Raw genomic sequence first — 19,644 nt, 5'->3', positions numbered from 1 at the left:
CATGGGGCCGCAGACAGTAGCCTTTTTCGGCGATCCTCAGGTGCCGCGCTCGTGCGAGACGGTGATCATCGGCGGCGGAATCATCGGGGTCAGCACCGCGCTGTTTCTCGCCGCGCGCGGCCATGACGTCGTGCTTGTCGAAAAGGGCGCAGTTGCGGGCGAACAATCGAGCCGCAACTGGGGCTGGTGCCGCCAGACCGGGCGCGATCCGCGCGAATTCGATCTCGCGCGAGAGGCCTTGCGCCTGTGGCGCACGATGAACGAACGCGTCGGCGACGATACCGGCTTTGCGACGTGCGGCTGCCTCTATGCCGCGCGCGACGATGCCACTGCGCAAGGCTATGAGGCCTGGATGCGCGAGGCAGAGCAGGCCGGGATCAAGACCGGGATGGCCTCGGCGCAGACGGTCGCCGCCTTGCTGCCCGGCGATACCGCGCCGCCGCCCGCCGCGCTCTATTGCGCCGACGACGGGCGGGCCGAGCCGCAGCGCGCGGTGCCCATGATGGCGGCGGCGGCGCGGCGGCTGGGCGCGCGGATCGTGACCGATTGCGCCGCGCGCGGGGTCGAGACCGCCGGTGGCCGGGTGATCGGCGTGGTTACCGAGCGCGGGTCGATCGCCTGCACCAATGTCGTGGTCGCAGGCGGCGTGTGGACCCGGCGCATCTTGCGCGATCTGGGCCTGCATATCCCGCAACTGCGCGTGCGGGCGACGGTTTCGCGCACGCAGCCACTGCCCGGCGGGCCGGACTTGTGCCTGTGGGATGGTGCGCTCGGTGTGCGCAAACGCGCCGATGGCGGCTATACGCTGGCCAACGGGCTGTTGAATTCGGTGCCGCTCATTCCGGACTCGTTCCGCTTCATGCGCGCCTATTGGCCGCTGCTGGCGATGGAATGGCGGCACATCCGCCCCTCACTGGGCCGCGATTTTGTCGATCAGGCGTTGCACGCGCGGCCCGTGCCGCTCGACCGGCCATCGCCCTACGAAGCCTGTCGCGTGCTCGATCCCAAGCCCGATACGCGTTTTGTCATGGCGACGCTTGCCGAATTCCGGCAGCGTTTTCCGCAATTGGCCGAGGCGCGGCTGATCCAGGTCTGGGGCGGGATGATCGACGCCATGCCCGATACCGTGCCGATCATTTCGCCGGTCGACGCGATCGCCGGGCTGATCGTGGCGACCGGGTTTTCCGGGCACGGATTTGGCGTCGGGCCTGCGGCCGGGCATCTCGTCGCCGATCTGGTCAGCGGGGCCGCGCCGATCATCGATCCCGCGCCGTTTCGCATCGGGCGCTATTTCGACGGGACCATGCCGCCGCCTTATGCGGGCGTCTGATACCAAGGTGCGGTGATCCTGACCCATGGGTCAGGATCACCGCACCTTGGTATGAGCGGCCTGTTCGGCTTCGATCAACCGTTCGAGCCGGTTGCGGAAACGCAAGGGGCCCGCGTCGGTGGCGATCGAGACGAACGGCCCGGTCGCGGTGTCCATGCCGCGCTGGACTTCGTTCAGCACTTCGAGGTCTTCGGAAAACGCGGCCAGCACCGCCGCCGACATCGCCATCGACAGATCGGCGTCGTCGGGGCGGACATTGCGCATCTGAAACCAGTAATAGCGGCTGCGGCCTTCGTTTTCGGGCGTGATGAAATTGTACGAATCCATCACGAAGGCGCGCGGGCCCCAGGGTTCGCCGGATCCCTCGCCGCCTTCGCCTGCGGGCACGAACACCGCCTTGATCACCGCCAGCGAGGGATAGCGCACTTCGTATTGCTGCAAGCGGTCGGCATGGCCGTCGAACGGCACGAGATCGCGATAGAACGGCGTCACCGGCGCATCGGTGATCCAGCGCGACACGGTAAAGCCGTTCGGCGCCTCGCGGATGCGCATCGGCACGGCCTCGCACGAAGTGCCGCCAAAGCTGGTCTGGTGAACCCAGGCGACATGCGACGGATCGAGCAGATTGTCGGCGATCAGCAGGTAATTGCAGTCATAGACCATCGCCGCGCCGCAGTTATAGCCCCAGTCGGGCGATCCCCAATGATCGACTTCGACGATCGTCGCCGGATCGGCGAGCGCCGCCTCGCCCATCCAGATCCACACCAGCCCCCAGCGTTCCTCGACGCGATAGCCGCGAATGTCGGCGCCTTTGGGCACTGCATTCTGGCAAGGCACATTCACGCAAGCGCCGTCGGCGGAAAATTCGAGGCCGTGATAGCCGCAGGCGATGCGATCGCCCGTGACCCGCCCTTTGGCGAGCGATAGCCGCCTGTGCGAACAGAATGCCGAAACCGCCGCCGGTGCGCCGCTTTCCTGGCGAAAGAGCACGATGTGTTCGCCGATGATCTGGCGCTCCAGCGGCCCTTCGGTCAGCTCGTCGGCCCATGCCGCGACATACCATGCATTGCGTAACCAGCCGGTCTTGCCCATCGCTTCCTCGTTGTCCTGCCCGCCCAGCGTGCGCCATTGGCGATCGTTCGGCAAGACCTGCCGTACCCTCTTGCCAGCCGGGTCCGATCGCGACCATCATGCGCGCAAGCGGCAACCAGCCAGCGCAGAGGTATCATGACGGTTTTTCCCAGGCATCTTTTCGACGAACCCGACCCGGATCCCGACACGCTGGCCAATCTCGGCCCCCTGACGCTGCTGGCGGGGACATGGGAAGGCGAAAAGGGCGACGACATCAAGCCGACTGCCGAAGGCGGCGCATCGCAACGCTATGTCGAGCGCATCGAACTGGTGCCGATCGACCCGCAGATGAACGGTCCGCAACTGCTCTACGGCCTGCGGTATCACACCCACATCGTCAAGCCGGGCGATGTCGAGACGTATCACGATCAGGTCGGCTATTGGCTGTGGGAGCCCGCGACGGGACGCGTGTTGCACAGTCTGACCATTCCGCGCGGGCAAGTCGTTCTGGCCAAGGGCAGGGCCAAAGCCGATGCCACGACGTTTACTGTCAAGGCGCGCCGGGGGCGGACGGAAAACGGCATCTGTTCGGGGATCTTCCTCGAAGACAATTTCCGCACCGACCGATTCAGCATGACCGTCACGATCCACGACGCCGATTGCTGGAGCTATGCGGAGACGACGGTCCTCAAGATCAAGGGCGTGGCCAAGCCATTTGATCACACCGATGCAAACATGCTCCGCCGCGTGGGCCCGCCCCGGCGCAATCCCCTGGCCGGGGGCGACGCCTGATACCAAGGTGCGGTGATCCTGACCCATGAGGTCAGGATCATCGCACCTTGGTATGAGGCCCCGATTCCGACAGCCCGATCAGGCGCCGCGCGTGCGCCGGGCTTGCGCGATGGCGTCGGACAGCTTGGTATAGCGGTATCCGTCGACTTCGTAATGCGGCCGCAGTTCGCGTCTTATGCCGTAACGGTCGAGCGCGTCCTGTTCGGCCTGGTCGATTGCGGGGCCGGTGTTGCGGGCGGGCGAGGCGGGTTCGGTCATTCTGCTTCAAGCCCTTGCCTGAGGATGGCAACCAGCTTGTCGATCCGGACCGTGGCAACGGTCGAGAACGTGTCTGAAATCGCATAAGGCAGGATGATCAGGTCGTTGAACCGGATCGCGCCGCACGAATAGACGACATTGGGCACATAGCCTTCGCGCTCGGATGGTTCGGGCTGAACCAGCGGCACGCGCGACCGACCGATCACTTTGGTGGGATCATCCTTGTCGAGCAGCACCGCGCCGATCGAATAGTGCCGCACCGGCCCGACGCCGTGGGTGAACACGAGCCAGCCTTCGTCAAGCTCGATCGGCGAACCGCAATTGCCGATCTGCACGAATTCCCAGGGGTATTCGGGTTTCAGGATGGCTTTGCCCAGGCTCCATTCGTGCAGGTTTTCCGAATAGACGAGGTGCAGGCTTTCGTTGTCATAGCGCGCGATCATCGCATAGCGGCCGTTGATTTTGCGCGGAAACAGCGCCATGCCCTTGTTGCGTGCCGCCGCCCCTTTGAGCGGGACCAGCCGGAACGAGACGAAATCGCGTGTTTCGAGCAGTTCGGAGCGGATCGCTCGCCCGTCATACGCGGTATAGGTGGCGTAATAGGTCGTCTGATCTTTCTCGGTAAACGCCACGAAGCGGGCGTCCTCGATACCGTTGGACTGCGCCTCGGTGATGGGAAAGATCACCCGTTCGCCAAGCGCGGTATCGGCGGAAAAGGTCACATCGACGCGGTCGCCGACACGCGCGGTAATGGTCTGCAAGGTCGCCAGCCGCGCCGGTGGATCAACGGTGATCGCGCCGTCTGCGGCGATCGTGCCGGTGCGGAATGTCAGCGACGAGACATGCCCTTCGCCGACCGCGCGCAGCGACAGGATGAAGCGCAAGGCGCCGGGGGCAACGCCGGTCTGATCGGGGTGCGGCACGATGCTGGGATTGAACAGCGCAGCCGATTCAAAGCTGTATTCATGGAGAAAATAGGCCCCGACCAACTGGCGCTGGGCCGCTGAGAACAGGCTGTGACCGGCAAAGATGTGTTCCATCTCGGCCGCGCGTTGTTCAAAGATTTCCGGCAGATTGCGGTGGCGATCGTCGAAATTGGCGAGCGTTTCGGCGAGCAATACGGCAACTTCGGCCTCGTTCAGCGACAGCAGCCGGTGCACGAGGTGATTGGCGCGCGTCTTGTCGAGCGGGGTATAGTCGCGCGGCTCCACCGCCGGGCGGAACGGGCGCACCACGACGCGCGAAGGGTCGGGCCGCAAGTGCAGCGCCTGGCGGTTGAAAAACGTTGGGGTGGTCATGGTGATCTCTATTCGGCGGAATGAATGGAAAAGGATGAAAGCCCCGTCTGCGATGGGCTTTGCGTGATTTGGGGGCCCTGCGTAATTTGGGGGCCCTGCGTGATCCGGCGCATGTCGGACAGCGACAGGATGTAGGCGAGCAGCGATTCCGCGCCGCGATTTTCGTTGGCCCGGTCGGGGTGCAGCCCGTCGCGGCAACTGCCGTTATGCGTATCGACCAAGGGAATGCCGAGGTCGTTGGTCCCGGTGAACCAGGCAAAGGCCCGCTGCGCTTCGGTTTGCCAGCCGGGCGCTGGCTCTGTGTCCATGGCCGCAAGACACGCGGCGATGGTGGCGCAGGCCTCGACCGGTTGCTGGTCAAAGGGCATCGGCGGCTGGCGCGTGCCCGACAGGAAGCCTTCGGAACCGACCGGGCGGAAATGGCCGCTCGGCGCGGTCTGCACGGCCAGCAACCAATGCAGCGAGCGCAAGCCCGCCGCAACCCAATGCTGCACGCCTAGCGCCCGGCCGGTCACGATCAGCGCCTCGCACAAGCGGGCATTGTCATAGCTCAGCCGGTTTTCGAACCACACCCAGTCAGGCGTCTCGTAGGTGAGCAAGTGTTGGTATAGCCGCTCGGCGAGATCGCGGCGCAAGCGTCCGGCCTCCGCATCGCGCGGATAGGCCGGGCAATAGCCGTGTAGCCCGAGCAAGGTGAATGCCCAACTGCGCGGCGATCCGAATGCGGCCACCGGGGCCATCGCCTCGCGGAACAAGGGCGCCGCCCACTGCGCCAGCGCCGGATCGTGATGCCAGGCTGTACAGACGCCCAGCGCCCACAGCGTGCGCCCATGGCTGTCGTGCGACCCTTGCGGTTCGAGCCAGCGACGATCGTAGCCCATGAAATTGCGAAACCGGGCATTGTCCGGGTTCCAGCCATGCTGGATAAAGGCGGCAAAGCGCGGTGCCATGGCATGGGCAAAGGCCGCGTGCCCATCGCCGCCGATCCGGCAGCACGCCAAGAGCGCGCGGGCATTGTCGTCGATGCAATAGCCGTGATGGCGATCGGGAATGCCATGGATCGCGTGCTGAAACAGGCCGGTATCATCGCACATCGCCTTGAAATGGCCCAGTTCCATCGCGGGCAGCACAGGCGCTGCGCGGTGGCTTGCCGCGCGAAAGCAGTCGCGATAGCGCAAGCCGACATTGGCCCAGGTCATCGCCCGGCTGGCGACATAGGCCTTGCGCCCCATGGCCAGCCGCGCCCGTTCATCGACCAGCAGGTCGGTTACCGCCTTGCCCAGTCCCTCGGGATCGTTGAACGGGACGAGCACGCCCGATCCGTCCATCAGCAATTCGACCGCGTGCCAATACGGGGTCGATACCACCGGACGGCCAAGGCCATGCGAATAGGCCAGCGTGCCCGAGGTCATTTGCGCTTCGCCCAGATAGGGCGTCACATAGACATCGCACATCGCGATATGATCGAGCAGTTCGGGCCGATCGACAAAGCGGTTGAGAAATTCGACATGGTCATCGAGGCCAAGCGCGTGGACCCGCTCGATCAGCGTATCGCGATAGGCCTCGCCCGCCTTGCGCAGCAGCGCCGGGTGTGTCGCGCCCATCACCACATAGACCGCATCGGGCACTTGCGCGAGGACGCGCGGCATCGCCTCGATCATCGTTTCGATGCCCTTGTTCGGGCTGAGCAGGCCAAACGTCAGGATGACATGGCGATCGCCATACCCGAGCGCGTTCTTGGCGCGTTGCGGGAGGACGAGCGGCATGTCGGGGATGCCGTGCGGAATGACCACGATGGTGTCGGGGTCTGCTCCATAAGTGTCGATCAGGATGGCGCGCCCTTTGCGCGCCATGACCACGACTTGCGCCGATGCGGCAAGAATGGCGTCGATCACCGCGCGTTGCGCGGGCGTGGGTTTGTCGAGCACGGTGTGCAGCGTCGTCACCAGCGGCACGCGCAGCGCGGCGATCAGGCCAAGGACAAGCTCGCCCGCCTCGCCGCCGAAAATGCCGAATTCGTGCTGCAACGACACGACATCGAAGCCCTGGGCATTGATGAACGCCGCCGCCGCGAGGTAGCCTTCGGCATCCTCCTGATCGATCGTCCAGCGCACCTGGGGGCCAAAGGCATAATGGCTTCCCGGGTCGCACATCGCGATGATCGCGGTTTGCGCCACGGTGTCGATATGGCGCACGGCGAGTTCAAGATCGGTGGTGAACGTGGCAATGCCGCAACGCCGGGGAAGCGCATTGCCGACAAAGGCGACCCGCAGCGCAGGCATGGTCACATCGCCTCAGAGCTTGCCTTTCGACAAGGCGGCGGCGGGGGATACGGGCGGCTGTTCGGGAAAAATCTGGTTGAGGCACATATTTGCGCGCTCCTGCATCAAGCGGGGGCGTGTTCCATCCCTCAGTCGCGAACGGCTCGGGTCCGGAAACTCGCGATGTGGCTTGCCTACCACAGTTCCGTGATGGTCCGGCATCAAATCGCCAATCAGCGCGGCCCGAACGCGGCCTGTTCGATCGCATCGGCTGTCGCGCGCAAGCTGGTCTGCAAGGTTTCGACCCGGACATGCGCCGCCGATTTCAGGCGCGAGGCGGAAATTGCGGCAGGAACGCTGCCGTCGGGGCGACGGATCGGCACGGCGAGGCAAAACACGTCCGGGTCGATTTCGCCACGATCCTCGGCAAAGCCCTGCTGCGCCACGCGCGCCAGTTCGCCGGCCAGCGCGGCGGGGTCGGTAATGGTCTGCGCCGTCAGCGCGACGAACGGCCCGCCGGCAAGATAAGCCTCGCGCTCGGATGCGGGCAAATGGGCAAGCAGGACTTTGCCGATGCCCGAACAATAGGCCTCCAACTGCATGTCGACCTGGGTAAACAAGTCGTGCGCGCCTTGTCCGGTCTTGATGCGATAGGTCACCATGTCGTTTTCGAACGTGCCGAGCTGCACCACGGCCCGCGTGCTTGCCGCCAGCCGGTGGAGCAGCGGGGCGGCGACATTGGCGATCATCTGCTTGTCGTCGACGCGCGCGATCAGGCTGCGAAGGCGCGGCCCGGCGATATGGCGGCCATGGCTCACCGTGATCAGAAACCCTTGCGCCACCAGTGTCGCCACCTGCCGATGCGCAGTCGCCACCGGGCATCCGACCGCGCGCGCCAGAGTCGAGACCGAGCTGGCCCCGCCATCGGCGATGACCGCTTCGAGCATGTCCAGCGCACGACTGGTCGCAGACAGAATCGGAGTACCATTTCTCATCGAATGAGAAATTAGCCCGGCGCGCGGCTGGTGCCAAGCGCCGCGTTTGCGTATCACGAACCCCGGTAAACAGTCATCGGCGAGAGGGCCTGGCGTGAGCAACACTTATGAGACGGTCGCGGCCTTGCTGCGCGCGGCCTACACCGACGGCGTCGTGCCGCCGCTTCGCGACTATCTCGATCCGGTCGACATCGTCGGCGCCTATGCGGTGCAGGACATCAACACGCGGCTGTGGCAGGCCGAAGGGCGCCGGATCGTCGGGCGCAAGGCCGGGCTGACCGCCAAGGCCGTGCAAAAGCAGCTGGGCGTCGATCAGCCCGATTTCGGTGCGCTGTTTGATGACATGCGCGTCGCCGATGGCGGCAGGCTCGATCGGGCGCGCTGTATCCAGCCCAAGGCCGAGGCGGAAATCGCCTTTGTGCTCGGCGCGGATCTGCCTTCGCCCGATACCACGCCCGAAGCGGTCGCCGCAGCGGTCGCCAGCGTTCATGCCGCGATCGAGATCGTCGACAGCCGCATTGCCGACTGGAAAATCACGTTTGCCGATACCGTTGCCGATAACGGCAGTTCGGCGTTCTTCGTGCTGGCCGATGAAGGCAAGCCGTTGATCGGCAGCGATCTCTACACCGCCGGCATGGTGATGGAAGTCAATGGCGAGATCGTCTCGACCGGGGTCGGGGCGGCGGCGCTGGGGCATCCGCTCAATGCGGCGGCCTGGCTGGCGCGCACGCTGGCCGAACGCGGCGAACCCTTGCGCGCCGGTGACATTCTTCTTGCCGGGGCACTGGGGCCGATGGTCGTGCTCAATCCCGGCGATCATGTCGTGGCCCGCGTCGGCGGCATCGGCACGTGCAGCTTTACGTATGGAGAGGCCTGACATGTCAAAAACAAACGGCGCAAAGACAAAAGTCGCCATCATCGGCTCGGGCAATATCGGCACCGACCTGATGATCAAGATCATGCGGCTGTCGAAAGTGCTCGAAATGGGCGCATTCGTCGGTATCGACCCGGAAAGTGACGGACTGAAGCGCGCGGCACGGCTGGGCGTTCCGATCACGGCGCAGGGCATCGACGGCCTGATCGCCATGCCCGAATTTGCGGACATCGGCATCGTGTTCGACGCGACCAGTGCGGGCGCGCACAAGCGCAACAACGAGCTGCTCCAGGCCCATGGCAAGCGCGTGATCGACCTCACTCCGGCGGCGATCGGGCCTTATACGATCCCGTCGGTCAACGGCGATGCCAATCTCGATGCGCCCAATGTCAACATGGTGACATGCGGCGGCCAGGCGACGATCCCGATCGTTGCGGCCGTCAATCGCGTTTCCAAAGTCCATTACGGCGAAATCGTCGCCTCGATCGCGTCGAAATCGGCCGGGCCCGGCACGCGCGCCAATATCGACGAATTCACCGAAACCACCAGTGAAGCGATCATGAAAGTCGGCGGCGCGACGCGCGGCAAGGCGATCATCATTCTCAATCCCGCCGAACCGCCGCTGATCATGCGCGATACGGTCTATTGCCTGTGCGACGATGCCGACCGCGACGCGATCCGCGCCTCGGTCGAGGCGATGGTGGCCGAAGTGCAGGGCTATGTTCCCGGCTATCGGCTGAAGCAGGCGGTGCAGTTCGAAAGCATCGGCGGCAACCAGCCGCTGCATATTCCCGAGATGGCCTATACCGGCACGACCACATTCACCGGGCTGAAAGTCTCGGTGTTTCTCGAAGTCGAAGGCGCGGCGCATTACTTGCCCGCTTATGCCGGCAATCTCGACATCATGACCTCGGCTGCGCTGCGCACCGCCGAAAAGATCGCGCTGCGCCACTTTGCGGGAGAACACGCATGAGCTTCGACCCGACCATGCAAAAGCTGTATATCCAGGACGTCACGCTGCGCGACGGGATGCACGCGATCCGCCATCAATACGGCCTCGATCATGTGCAAAAGATCGCCCGCGCGCTCGATGCCGCCAAAGTCGACGCCATCGAGGTCTCGCACGGCGACGGGTTGCAAGGGTCATCGTTCAACTACGGCTTTGGCGCCTATACCGATTGGGACTGGATCGGCGCGGTTGCCGAAGTGCTCGAACACGCGGTCCTGACCACGCTGCTGCTGCCCGGCATCGGCACGGTACACGATCTCAAGCATGCCTATGACCTTGGCGTGCGCAGCGTGCGGATCGCGACGCATTGCACCGAGGCGGACGTTTCGAAACAGCATATCGAGGCCGCGCGCGGGCTTGGCATGGATGTCTCGGGCTTTTTGATGATGAGCCACATGTCGAGCCCCGAGGCGCTCGCACAACAGGCGCTGTTGATGGAAAGCTATGGCGCGCATTGCGTCTATGTCACCGACAGCGGCGGCGCGATGACGATGGACGACTATGCCGCCCGCGTCGCCGCCTATGACCGCGTGTTGAAGCCCGAGACGCAGCGCGGCGTTCATGCCCATCACAACCTGTCGCTGGGCGTCGCCAATTCGATCATCGCGGTGCAAAACGGCGCGGTGCGCGTCGATGCCAGCCTGGCGGGCATGGGCGCAGGCGCAGGCAATGCGCCGCTCGAAGTGTTCATCGCCGCTGCCGAACGCATGGGCTGGAACCATGGGTGCGACTTGTTTGCGCTGATGGATGCGGCCGACGATCTCGTCCGCCCCTTGCAGGATCGTCCGGTGCAGGTTGATCGCGAAACGCTGACATTGGGCTATGCCGGGGTCTATTCGAGCTTTCTGCGCCACGCGGAAAAGGCTGCCAAGGATTACGGCGTCGATACCCGCGCGATCCTGGCCGAAGCCGGGCGGCGCAAGATGGTCGGCGGTCAGGAAGACATGATCATCGACATCGCGCTCGATCTGGCCGCAAAGGTCTGAGGGGCCCGTAAAATTCGTGAACCCGGTGGGGCGGGCCGGTGCGGCCCGCCCCACCATCAGATCGTCGGCACGTTCTGTTTTTCCATGCAATGCGACAGATGCTGGACAAACAGCGTGGCCGGCGCGGAAATGTTGCGGCCCGATGCGGTGACGATCGACAGGGTCGACAGCTCCAGCTTGTCCTCGATCAGCGGCAGAAAGACCAGCGAGCCGTCGGCCAGTTCGGTCAGCGCATCGAACGCGCTCAGCCAGCCGATCCCGACGCCATTGACGACGAGCGCTTTCATCATCCGCGTGCTGTTGACTTCGACAATGCCGCGCAGGCTGGTGCCCATGCGCCGGTTCCACGCCTTTTCGAGAATCCAGCGCAGCGACAGATTTTCCGCCGGGATGATCAGCGGCTGGTCGATGCAGTCGAGCAGCGTGATTTCGCCCTTTGCAGCGAGGGCATGATCGGGCGGGACAATCGCGCCAAGGTCATAGATCATCGTCCGTTCGATGCGGACGGCGGCATTGTCGGGCGGATTGACCGTCACCCCGACTTCGAAATCGCCTTTGAGAACCTGTTCGACGACGTTTTGCGATCCGTCGACGGTCAGGTTGAAATGAATGCCGGGATAGGCATCGCGAAAGGTCCGAATGCCGCGCGCGACGAATTCGCTGGCCCCCTCGATCAGGCCGACATTGACCTCGCCGCGCCTGAGCCCGACCAGATTGTCGATTTCGGCGGTGATGCGCTGCATATCGCGGCGCCAGCGGCGCACGCCATCGAGCAGCAATTCGCCCGCTGCCGTCATCCGCATGCCGGTCGCGGTGCGTTCGAACAGGCGGGTGCCGAATTCCTCTTCAAGCTGCAGGATCTGGCGATCGACCGCAGACGGCGCAATCCGCAGCGCATCCGCCGCCCGGCGCAAGGCCCCACGGCGGGCCACTTCTTCGAAATAGATCGCTGCTCGGGCAAAAATCATCGACGGCGTCTCCGGCTCGGATCATCCATTTAGACCGAATTTTGCGAAGGGGCAGCACCCTTATGGTTTGAAAATGTGCTCGCGCTGCGGGGCGGCAAGCGCGTTGGCGGACGGGTGTCCTCATATTGAGAACGCTTCTTGCGAAATTCGGCGATGGATTTCGAACACAAACCCCGGCAGATCCCAAACGTGCAGCAGCCCGCCTTGTCGCTGGTGGTTTGGCAATTCGGGGAGAAACTCCCGCAAATGGGGGACTGTCAGTCATGAAAACCGCGCATTCGCTGGGCGGCATGGTTACTGCGCCGCATGCTCTGGCCAGCCGCGCCGGGCTGTCGGTGTTGCAGGACGGCGGCACGGCGGTCGAGGCTTGCGTGGCCGTGGCGGCAGCGCTGGCCGTCGTCTATCCGCACATGACCGGGATCGGCGGCGACGGCTTTTGGCTGATCCGCGAGCCGGACGGGCGCATTCACGGCATCCATGGCTGCGGCGGCGCGGCGGCAAAGGCCGATCTTGCGCGCTATGCCGGGCTTGCGGCGGTGCCGTGGCGCGGGCCTCTGGCCGCGAATACGGTGGCGGGCACGATTTCCGGCTGGGAAGCTGCGCTGGCGAGCGACAGCGGGACTTTGCCGCTGTCGCGTCTGCTGCGCGATGCGATCGTCCATGCCGAAGCGGGCGTGGCGGTAACGGCGGGCGGCGCGGCGATTGCCGAGGCCAAAGGGCCGGAATTGCGCCCGCAGCCCGGCGCCTATCGCGCGATTTTCGAGCCCGGGGGCCGCGCCCTTTGCGCGGGCGACACTTTGCGTCAGCCCGTGCTGGCGCGCACCTTGCGCCGTTTGGTCGATGAGGGGTTGGACAGTTTCTATCGCGGGGCGCTTGGCCGTGACATCGCGGCGGATCTGGCCGCGTTGGGCAGCCCGGTCGCCGCCGAAGACCTTGCCGCCCATGCCGCGACCCGGCCCGCGCCGTTGCATGTCGAAACCGGCCTTGGCACGCTCTATAATTCCGCCCCGCCGACGCAAGGGGTGGCCTCGCTGTTGATTCTGGCGCTGTTCGACCGGCTGCGGGCAGACGAGCCGGATCGCTTTGCCCATCTCCACGGGCTGGTCGAAGCGACCAAGCAGGCGTTTGTGTGGCGCGACAGGCATTGCGGGGATCCAGCGCTGATGGAGGCCGATCCGCAAGCCCTGCTCGATGATGGTGCCGCGCTCGATGGCATGGCGGCGGCGATCGATCCGGCGCGCGCCTTGCCCTGGCCGCAGCCGAGCCAATGGGGCGATACCTGCTGGTTCGGCGCGGTCGATGCGCGCGGGCAGGTGGTCTCGTGCATTCAGAGCACTTATTTCGAATTCGGTTCGGGGCTGGTCCTGCCCGAAACGGGGATTACCTGGCAAAACCGGGGCGCGTCGTTCCGTCTTGCCGAAACGGGCTGGAATGCGCTGAAGCCGGGGCGCAAGCCGTTTCACACGCTGAATCCCGCGCTGGCGGTGCTGAACGATGGCCGGATCATGGCGTATGGCACGATGGGCGGGGAGGGGCAGCCGCAGACGCAGGCTGCATTGTTCAGCCGCTACGCCCGCTATGGCGTGGACCTGCAAGACGCGATCAGCGCGCCGCGCTGGCTTTTGGGGCGGACCTGGGGCGAAAATTCGACCACGCTCAAGATCGAGGACGGTTTCGCGCCCGAAGTCTATGCGCAGCTGGCCGCAGCGGGGCACGAGGTCGAACGCGTCGGGCCGCCGACCGCGATGATGGGGCATGCCGGTGCGCTGGTGCGCCATGCCGATGGCCGGATCGACGGCGCGAGCGATCCGCGCAGCGATGGCGAGGCTGCGGGGTGGTGAATGCCCTTTCCGGCGGTGCGCGGGCCGTGGCGCGCTGCGACGAACTGGGCCGTGCGCCGTTTTCGGACACGCCGGGCGCGCTCTGGCGCGGCTATCTGACGCCGGCGCATCGCGCAGCGCTCGATCGCGTGGCGGCGTGGATGCACGAAGCGGGGATGGCAACGCGGATCGATCCCGCGATCAACCTGATCGGGCGCTACGAAGGGACTGCCGAGGGCCCCCCGCTGATCATCGCCAGCCATATCGACAGCGTGCGCGATGCCGGTTTCTACGACGGGCCGCTTGGCGTGATGCTGGGGATCGAATGCGTCGCCGCGCTTTATGCCGAGGGGCGCCGGATGCCCTTTGCGATCGAAGTGATTGCCTTTGGCGACGAGGAAGGCAGCCGCTTTCCCGCCGCCATGCTGACCAGCAAGGCGCTGGCAGGAACGCTGGACGCGGTGCCCGCGATGGCCGACGACGCAGGCACGTCGCTCGCGAGGGCGCTCGCCATGTTCGGCTCGACGCCCGAACGCATGATCGAGGCGCGCCATCCCGGTGCGCTCGCCTATCTCGAAGCGCATATCGAACAAGGCCCGGTGTTGGAGGCCGAAGGGCTGGCGCTCGGCGTGGTGACCGGAATTGCCGCGCAAGTGCGGTTTGCGGCCGTGATCAAGGGCTTGGCGGGGCACGCCGGGACCAGTTCGATGGCGTTGCGCCGCGATGCCCTGGCAGGAGCTGCCGAAATGGTGCTGGCGATCGAGCGGATCGCGCGCGAGGCGGGCGGCGATTGCGTGGCCACGGTGGGGCGGCTCGAGGCCTTGCCCGGCGCGGCGAATGTCATCCCCGGCGAAGTGCGCTTTACCATCGATGTCCGTTCCGGTGCGGAAGCCCGGCGCGATGACGCGGCCGAGGCGATGCTCGATGCGATCCGTTCGATTGCCGACCGGCGGGATCTCGAATTCCATGTCGAGCGGGTTCACACTTTGCCCGCAAGCCCTTGCGATCCGCGCCTGATGGATCTGCTGGAGGCGTCGCTGGTCGAGGCCGGGCACGCTCCGCGCCGACTGGTTTCGGGCGCCGGGCACGATGCGATGGTCATGGCCGCGCTGGCCCCGGCGGCCATGCTGTTTCTGCGCTGTCGCGGCGGGATCAGCCATAATCCGGGCGAACATGTCGACCCTGCCGATGCCGAGGCGGCGCTTGCCGTCATGTTGGGCTTTATCGCGAAATTGGGAGAAACCTGTGCTTGACCCGCTGCTGTTTGGCGAGATCGATCCCCCGCAGCGCCTGTTGATGGGGCCGGGCCCGGTCAATGCCCATCCGCGCGTGTTGCGCGCGATGAGCGCAGACCTGTTGGGCCAGTTCGACCCCGAAATGACCGCTTACATGAATCAGGTCATGGCGCTCTATCGCCCGGTATTCGGCACGCAAAACCGCTGGACCATGCTGATCGACGGCACCGCGCGCGCCGGGATCGAGGCCGCTCTGGTCAGCCTGGTTTTGCCGGGCGAAACCGTGCTGGTGGTCAATTTCGGGCGCTTTGGCCTGTTGCTCCAGGAAATCCTGACGCGGATCGGCGCGCGGTTCGAAACGGTCGATGCGCCCTGGGGCGAAGTCGTGCCGATGGATGCCATCCGCACGGCGGCGCTGCGGATCAGGCCGCGCGTGATCGCCACGGTCCATGGCGATACCTCGACGACGATGGCGCAGCCGCTCGACGGGATCGGCTCGATCGCGCGCGAAGTGGGTGCCTTTGTCTATGTCGATGCCACCGCGACGCTGGGCGGGATGGAGATTGCCGCCGATCGCTGGGGCGCCGACGTGATTACCGGCGGTTTGCAGAAATGCCTCGGCGGGCCTTCGGGCACCGCGCCGATCACCATTTCCGACGCCGCCGCCGAACACATCTTTACCCGCCGCCATGATGAAAAGGGCATCCGTGCGGCAGGCGCGGTCGACGGCCCCGCCGCGCGCATCGCATCGAACTATTTCGATCTGGCGATGATCATGGATTACTGGAGCGAAAAGCGGCTCAACCACCATACCGAAGCGACCACGATGCTCTATGGCGCCCGCGAATGCGCGCGCATCGCCCTGGCGGAAGGGTTGCCCGCGCGCTTTGCCCGGCACAAGGCGGCGGGCGCGGCGATGAGCGCAGGGTTGCGTGCGATGGGGCTGACTCTGTTTGGCGAGGATGCGCACCGCATGACCAATGTGACGGGTGTGTATATCCCCGCCGGGGTCGACGGCGAAAGCGTGCGTGCGATGATGCGCGAAGCGTTCGAGATCGAGATCGGCACGGCGTTCGGGCCGCTGGTCGGCAAAGTCTGGCGACTGGGCGCGATGGGCTATAACGCGATGAAGCACAAAGTCCTGCTGACACTCGCCGCGCTGGAGGCGACGTTGCAGGCGCATGGCCATGCGGTGCCGCTGGGCGAAGCGGTGCCTGCGGCCCTTGCCGCGTGGGATGCGACGGTATGACGCGCGATCTGGTCGGCTATGGCGCAAACCCGCCCGAGGCGCGCTGGCCGGGCGGCGCGCGCGTCGCGGTGCAATTCGTGATCAATTACGAAGAAGGTGCCGAAAACTGCGTGCTCAACGGCGATGCGCTGTCCGAAGGGTTCCTGTCGGAGATGGTCGGCGCTGCGCGTCATCCGGCGCGTGCCATGGCGATGGAAAGCCTTTACGAATATGGCAGCCGTGCCGGTTTCTGGCGCCTGCACCGGCTGTTTGCCGAGCGGCAGGTGCCTGTCACGGTGTTCGGCGTGGCGACGGCGCTGGCCATGAACCCCGCCGCTGTCGACGCGATGCTCAAGGCCGACTGGGAAGTGGCCAGCCACGGCCATCGCTGGATCGATTATCAGGATGTGCCCGCAGAGATCGAGCGCGACCATATCGCGCAGGCGATCGCGCTTCACACCCGCCTGACCGGCAGTCGCCCGCTGGGCTGGTATCAGGGGCGCACCAGTCCGCAGACTGCGGCGCTGGTCGTCGAGGAAGGCGGCTTTGTCTATGATGCCGACAGCTATGCCGACGATGTGCCTTATTGGGATCGCCGCCATGGCACGCCGCAGTTGATCGTGCCCTACAGCCTCGATGCCAATGACATGAAGATCGTCGCGCTCAACGGATTTACCGAGGGCGAGCAGTTCTTTCGCTATTTGCGCGACACGTTTGACCAGTTGCGCGACGAAGGCGGGCGGATGATGAGCGTGGGCCTGCATGGCCGCATTGCCGGTCGCCCCGGCAGAGCGCGCGCGGTCGCCCGGTTTGTCGACCATGTCCTGGCCAGTGGCGACGCCTGGATCACCCGCCGCATCGACATTGCCCGCCACTGGATCGAGGCGCATCCTGCATGACCATCGATGATCCCATCCTGCTGGCCGAAGTGACCGCCGCGTTTCACGAATACGAACGCGCGCTGATGGCCGACGACATTCCGGCAATGGACGCGCTGTTTCATGATGCGCCGACCACCAATCGCTATGGCGTCGGTGAAGTTCTCTATGGAATCGACGAAATCCGCGAATTTCGCAAAGGGCGCGGCGGCTCGCCGCAGCGGCGACTGGGGCGCGTGGCGATCACGGTCTATGGCGACAGCTTTGCCACCGCCGATGCCGAATTCTTTCGCGAAGGGTCAGACCGGCGCGGCCGCCAGACGCAATCGTGGGTGCGCTTTGCCGATGGCTGGAAAGTCGTTTCCGCCCATGTCAGCCTTGAAGGGGTCACGCATTGACCGCGCTGTTCGAACATAGCCCCTGGGTCGAGGCGCGCGCCGATGCCGCGCCTTCGAGCGGTGATCGCCATGTCGACCTTATGGCGGTGGTCCATGCCGCAAGCGCGGATGAACAGCTCGCGCTGATCCGCGCCCACCCCGAATTGGCGGGCAAGGCGGCGATCGACGGGACGTTGACCAACGCGAGCGCCGCCGAACAGGCCAGCGCCGGGCTCGACCGGCTGACCGAAGAGGAATACGCGCGGTTTCATGCGCTTAACGCCGCATATCGCGAAAAGTTCGGCGTTCCGTTCATCATCTGTGTGCGCCTGACCGACAAGGCGGGGATTCTCGCCGCGATGCAGGCCCGCCTCGGCCATGACGGGCCGACCGAAATCGCCACCGCGCTCGCCGAAATCGGCAGAATCGTGAAACTCAGACTGGAGGATATGGCATGACCGCGCCCGCCGAACCCGTGATCCTGCCCGCGCTCGAAGCGCAAGTGGCGCGCGAACTGGAACTGACCCGCTTTTCCGGCCCGACGTGGACCCGCCCGCGCACGCACGAGGGCGAGCATGTCCACGATGTCGCGGTGATCGGCGGAGGGCAGTCGGGGCTTGCCACGGCCTTTGGCCTGCGTCGCGAAGGGGTACACGATGTCGTGGTGGTCGATGAAAACGAAGCGGGGCGCGAAGGCCCGTGGGAGACTTATGCGCGGATGATCACGCTGCGCACGCCCAAGGATCTGACGCCGATCGATTTCGGGCTGCCCAGCCTGACCTTTCGCGCCTGGTACGAGGCGCAGCATGGCGCCGACGGCTGGGCCGCGCTCGACAAGATTCCGCGCGGGGTCTGGATGGCGTACTTGCGCTGGTATCGCCGCGTGCTCGACTTGCCGGTGCGCAACGGGGCGAAAGTCGATGCGATCGAGCCGGTCGGGCCGGGGTTGTTTCGGCTGGCACTGCGGGGCGGCGATGCGGTTCTGGCGCGCAAGGTCGTGCTGGCCACGGGCATTCAGGGCGGCGGCGAATGGCACACGCCCGCGATGATCAAGGACAAGCTGCCGACCCGGCTCTATGCCCATACCAGCGAGGCGATCGATTTCACCGCCATGGCGGGCAAGCGGATCGGCATTCTCGGCGGCGGGGCGAGCGCCTTTGACAATGCCAATTTCGCGCTGGGCGAGGGGGTTGCGGCGGTTGACGTGTTCATGCGCCGCCGTGAATTGCCGCGTGTCAATCCGATCCGGTTTATGGAAAAAGTCGGGCTGGCGGCGCGGTTTCCGGCGTTGGGCGATGCCGACAAGTATCGCGCGATGGCCTGTTTTCTGGGCCATAACCAGCCGCCGACCAACGACACGTTTGCGCGCGCGGCGGCCTGGCCGGGGTTTGATCTGCACCTTGGCAGTCCGTGGCTCGATGTCGAGGCGATCGATGACGGGACGCGGGTCAAAGTCACGACTCCCAGGGGCGAGCATGTCTTTGATTTCGTGGTTCTGTCGACCGGCCTGATCAGCGATCCCGCGCTGCGTCCGGAATTGCGCAAGGTCGCCTTGGCGATCGCGCGCTGGGGCGATGTGGTGCCGGTGCCCGCCGATGTGCGCGCGCCGCAGGGCATTCGCGATCTGATCGCCGCGCATCCCTACCTTGGGCCCGCGTTCGAATTCCTGCCCGTCCGGCCCGAACTTGCCGACAAGGTCTATGGCCTGTTCGCGTTCAACTACTCCGCCCTGCTCAGCCTCGGCTTGTCGGCATCGGCGCTGTCGGGGCTGCAACAGGCCCTGCCAAAGCTCGCCAGCGGGATCGCCGATCAACTGTTTCTCGATGACAAGGCGGAAAACCTGGCCGCGTTCATCGGCTATGACGATCACGAATTCCTGGGGGAATGGCCGCGCGCGGTCGAGGCGGCGGCATGATCTCGCTGTCGACCCATGTGCTTGACACCATGCACGGCTGCCCGGCGGTCGGCGTGGACGTCGTGCTGAGCGACGGGGCGGGGGCCGGGCTTTATCGCGGGGTGACCAATGGCGATGGGCGGTGCCCGGATTTGCCGCGCCTGACGCCGGGCCGCTATCGGCTGGCATTTGGCGTGGCGGCCTATTATCGGGCGCGCGGCGTGGCACTGGCCGATCCGCCGTTTCTCGATGTCGTCACGATAGATTTCGGGGTTTCTGGCGATTTCGGGGTAGCGGGCGAAAGCGGGCATTATCATGTGCCCTTGCTGGTCGCGCCTTACGGCTATTCCACCTATCGGGGCAGTTGAGC

At 65.4% G+C, this 19,644-nt stretch carries 19 protein-coding genes; 13 read left to right on the top strand and 6 right to left on the bottom strand.

The genetic code is table 11. The annotated features are described in order from the left end of the window. The first annotated feature begins 1 nt into the window (after position 1). A complete protein-coding gene (locus AQZ50_RS14790) occupies positions 2-1,330 on the top strand; it encodes an NAD(P)/FAD-dependent oxidoreductase (RefSeq protein ID WP_067747335.1) in 1,329 nt (442 codons plus the stop codon). Positions 1,331-1,366: 36 nt separating this feature from the next. Here the strand turns inward: AQZ50_RS14790 and AQZ50_RS14785 are convergent, their stop codons facing one another. Beyond that, positions 1,367-2,476 carry an aromatic ring-hydroxylating dioxygenase subunit alpha gene (locus tag AQZ50_RS14785; protein ID WP_231730316.1) on the bottom strand — a complete coding sequence of 370 codons (1,110 nt, stop codon included), beginning with the start codon at positions 2,474-2,476 and terminating at the stop codon, positions 1,367-1,369. A gap of 81 nt (positions 2,477-2,557) precedes the next feature. Between AQZ50_RS14785 and AQZ50_RS14780 the strand changes: the two genes are divergently transcribed. Beyond that, on the top strand, positions 2,558-3,193 hold the full coding sequence (locus AQZ50_RS14780) for a heme-binding beta-barrel domain-containing protein (protein WP_067747334.1): 636 nt from the start codon (positions 2,558-2,560) through the stop codon (positions 3,191-3,193). Positions 3,194-3,271: 78 nt separating this feature from the next. Here AQZ50_RS14780 and AQZ50_RS14775 read toward each other — a convergent pair whose 3' ends face one another. The 4 genes from AQZ50_RS14775 to AQZ50_RS14760 form a co-directional block, all read right to left on the bottom strand. Beyond that, positions 3,272-3,451, bottom strand: a complete 180-nt coding sequence (locus AQZ50_RS14775) for a hypothetical protein (RefSeq protein ID WP_067747333.1) — start codon at positions 3,449-3,451, stop codon at positions 3,272-3,274. Beyond that, positions 3,448-4,749 carry a glycoside hydrolase family 130 protein gene (locus AQZ50_RS14770; protein WP_067747332.1) on the bottom strand — a complete coding sequence of 434 codons (1,302 nt, stop codon included), beginning with the start codon at positions 4,747-4,749 and terminating at the stop codon, positions 3,448-3,450. Before AQZ50_RS14770 ends, AQZ50_RS14775 begins: the two co-directional genes overlap by 4 nt. A gap of 8 nt (positions 4,750-4,757) precedes the next feature. Continuing rightward, positions 4,758-7,031, bottom strand: coding sequence for a glycosyltransferase family 4 protein (locus AQZ50_RS14765; protein ID WP_067747330.1), 2,274 nt, complete (start codon positions 7,029-7,031; stop codon positions 4,758-4,760). A 212-nt stretch (positions 7,032-7,243) separates the two neighbouring features. Continuing rightward, positions 7,244-8,005 (bottom strand): IclR family transcriptional regulator, encoded by a 762-nt coding sequence (locus AQZ50_RS14760; protein WP_067747328.1) that lies wholly within the window; start codon positions 8,003-8,005, stop codon positions 7,244-7,246. Positions 8,006-8,099: 94 nt separating this feature from the next. Between AQZ50_RS14760 and AQZ50_RS14755 the strand changes: the two genes are divergently transcribed. Genes AQZ50_RS14755 through dmpG form a run of 3 tightly spaced genes read left to right on the top strand, consistent with a single transcriptional unit; the run spans position 8,100 to position 10,874 of the window. Then, the gene (locus tag AQZ50_RS14755; protein ID WP_067747327.1) at positions 8,100-8,882 is read left to right on the top strand and encodes a 2-keto-4-pentenoate hydratase; all 783 of its coding nucleotides are present in this window, start codon (positions 8,100-8,102) and stop codon (positions 8,880-8,882) included. A gap of 1 nt (position 8,883) precedes the next feature. After that, complete coding sequence (locus tag AQZ50_RS14750) at positions 8,884-9,852, top strand: acetaldehyde dehydrogenase (acetylating) (RefSeq protein ID WP_067747325.1); 969 nt, start codon at positions 8,884-8,886, stop codon at positions 9,850-9,852. Then, positions 9,849-10,874, top strand: coding sequence for a 4-hydroxy-2-oxovalerate aldolase (dmpG, locus tag AQZ50_RS14745; protein ID WP_067747323.1), 1,026 nt, complete (start codon positions 9,849-9,851; stop codon positions 10,872-10,874). The genes AQZ50_RS14750 and dmpG overlap by 4 nt, the downstream gene beginning before the upstream one ends. A gap of 56 nt (positions 10,875-10,930) precedes the next feature. On the opposite strand, the gene AQZ50_RS14740 is transcribed toward dmpG, so the two are convergent. Continuing rightward, positions 10,931-11,842, bottom strand: coding sequence for a LysR family transcriptional regulator (locus tag AQZ50_RS14740; RefSeq protein ID WP_067747321.1), 912 nt, complete (start codon positions 11,840-11,842; stop codon positions 10,931-10,933). 263 nt (positions 11,843-12,105) lie between these two features. Here AQZ50_RS14740 and AQZ50_RS21015 point away from each other — a divergent pair, with 263 nt between their 5' ends. From AQZ50_RS21015 to uraH, 8 genes are read left to right on the top strand one after another with little or no spacing between them, the layout of a single operon-like run. Continuing rightward, on the top strand, positions 12,106-13,683 hold the full coding sequence (locus AQZ50_RS21015; RefSeq protein ID WP_067747319.1) for a gamma-glutamyltransferase family protein: 1,578 nt from the start codon (positions 12,106-12,108) through the stop codon (positions 13,681-13,683). Continuing rightward, on the top strand, positions 13,677-14,915 hold the full coding sequence (locus AQZ50_RS14730) for an allantoate amidohydrolase (RefSeq protein ID WP_067747317.1): 1,239 nt from the start codon (positions 13,677-13,679) through the stop codon (positions 14,913-14,915). Before AQZ50_RS21015 ends, AQZ50_RS14730 begins: the two co-directional genes overlap by 7 nt. A gap of 43 nt (positions 14,916-14,958) precedes the next feature. Continuing rightward, a complete protein-coding gene (locus AQZ50_RS14725; protein ID WP_197412511.1) occupies positions 14,959-16,146 on the top strand; it encodes a pyridoxal-phosphate-dependent aminotransferase family protein in 1,188 nt (395 codons plus the stop codon). Continuing rightward, positions 16,143-17,024: an allantoinase PuuE gene (gene puuE / locus AQZ50_RS14720; RefSeq protein WP_067747314.1), complete on the top strand. Its 882-nt coding sequence runs from the start codon at positions 16,143-16,145 to the stop codon at positions 17,022-17,024. The genes AQZ50_RS14725 and puuE overlap by 4 nt, the downstream gene beginning before the upstream one ends. Continuing rightward, the gene (hpxZ, locus tag AQZ50_RS14715) at positions 17,021-17,401 is read left to right on the top strand and encodes an oxalurate catabolism protein HpxZ (RefSeq protein WP_067747312.1); all 381 of its coding nucleotides are present in this window, start codon (positions 17,021-17,023) and stop codon (positions 17,399-17,401) included. Before puuE ends, hpxZ begins: the two co-directional genes overlap by 4 nt. Continuing rightward, positions 17,398-17,838 (top strand): 2-oxo-4-hydroxy-4-carboxy-5-ureidoimidazoline decarboxylase, encoded by a 441-nt coding sequence (gene uraD / locus AQZ50_RS14710; RefSeq protein ID WP_067747310.1) that lies wholly within the window; start codon positions 17,398-17,400, stop codon positions 17,836-17,838. The genes hpxZ and uraD overlap by 4 nt, the downstream gene beginning before the upstream one ends. Further along, positions 17,835-19,295, top strand: a complete 1,461-nt coding sequence (locus AQZ50_RS14705) for an FAD-dependent oxidoreductase (protein WP_067747308.1) — start codon at positions 17,835-17,837, stop codon at positions 19,293-19,295. The genes uraD and AQZ50_RS14705 overlap by 4 nt, the downstream gene beginning before the upstream one ends. Then, the gene (gene uraH, locus AQZ50_RS14700) at positions 19,292-19,642 is read left to right on the top strand and encodes a hydroxyisourate hydrolase (protein ID WP_197412505.1); all 351 of its coding nucleotides are present in this window, start codon (positions 19,292-19,294) and stop codon (positions 19,640-19,642) included. The genes AQZ50_RS14705 and uraH overlap by 4 nt, the downstream gene beginning before the upstream one ends. Positions 19,643-19,644: the final 2 nt, after the last annotated feature.

It is taken from the genome of Novosphingobium sp. Fuku2-ISO-50 (assembly GCF_001519055.1).
Lineage (GTDB): Bacteria > Pseudomonadota > Alphaproteobacteria > Sphingomonadales > Sphingomonadaceae > Novosphingobium.
This window is presented reverse-complemented; position numbering and strand designations above follow the sequence as displayed.

Coding starts and splice junctions, on each gene's coding strand:
- AQZ50_RS14790 (WP_067747335.1), top strand. CDS start 2: ATGGGGCCGCAGACAGTAGCCTTTTTCGGCGATCCTCAGGTGCCGCGC.
- AQZ50_RS14780 (WP_067747334.1), top strand. CDS start 2,558: ATGACGGTTTTTCCCAGGCATCTTTTCGACGAACCCGACCCGGATCCC.
- AQZ50_RS14775 (WP_067747333.1), bottom strand. CDS start 3,451: ATGACCGAACCCGCCTCGCCCGCCCGCAACACCGGCCCCGCAATCGAC.
- AQZ50_RS14770 (WP_067747332.1), bottom strand. CDS start 4,749: ATGACCACCCCAACGTTTTTCAACCGCCAGGCGCTGCACTTGCGGCCC.
- AQZ50_RS14765 (WP_067747330.1), bottom strand. CDS start 7,031: ATGCCTGCGCTGCGGGTCGCCTTTGTCGGCAATGCGCTTCCCCGGCGT.
- AQZ50_RS14760 (WP_067747328.1), bottom strand. CDS start 8,005: ATGAGAAATGGTACTCCGATTCTGTCTGCGACCAGTCGTGCGCTGGAC.
- AQZ50_RS14750 (WP_067747325.1), top strand. CDS start 8,884: ATGTCAAAAACAAACGGCGCAAAGACAAAAGTCGCCATCATCGGCTCG.
- dmpG (WP_067747323.1), top strand. CDS start 9,849: ATGAGCTTCGACCCGACCATGCAAAAGCTGTATATCCAGGACGTCACG.
- AQZ50_RS14740 (WP_067747321.1), bottom strand. CDS start 11,842: ATGATTTTTGCCCGAGCAGCGATCTATTTCGAAGAAGTGGCCCGCCGT.
- AQZ50_RS21015 (WP_067747319.1), top strand. CDS start 12,106: ATGAAAACCGCGCATTCGCTGGGCGGCATGGTTACTGCGCCGCATGCT.
- AQZ50_RS14725 (WP_197412511.1), top strand. CDS start 14,959: ATGGGGCCGGGCCCGGTCAATGCCCATCCGCGCGTGTTGCGCGCGATG.
- puuE (WP_067747314.1), top strand. CDS start 16,143: ATGACGCGCGATCTGGTCGGCTATGGCGCAAACCCGCCCGAGGCGCGC.
- hpxZ (WP_067747312.1), top strand. CDS start 17,021: ATGACCATCGATGATCCCATCCTGCTGGCCGAAGTGACCGCCGCGTTT.
- AQZ50_RS14705 (WP_067747308.1), top strand. CDS start 17,835: ATGACCGCGCCCGCCGAACCCGTGATCCTGCCCGCGCTCGAAGCGCAA.
- uraH (WP_197412505.1), top strand. CDS start 19,292: ATGATCTCGCTGTCGACCCATGTGCTTGACACCATGCACGGCTGCCCG.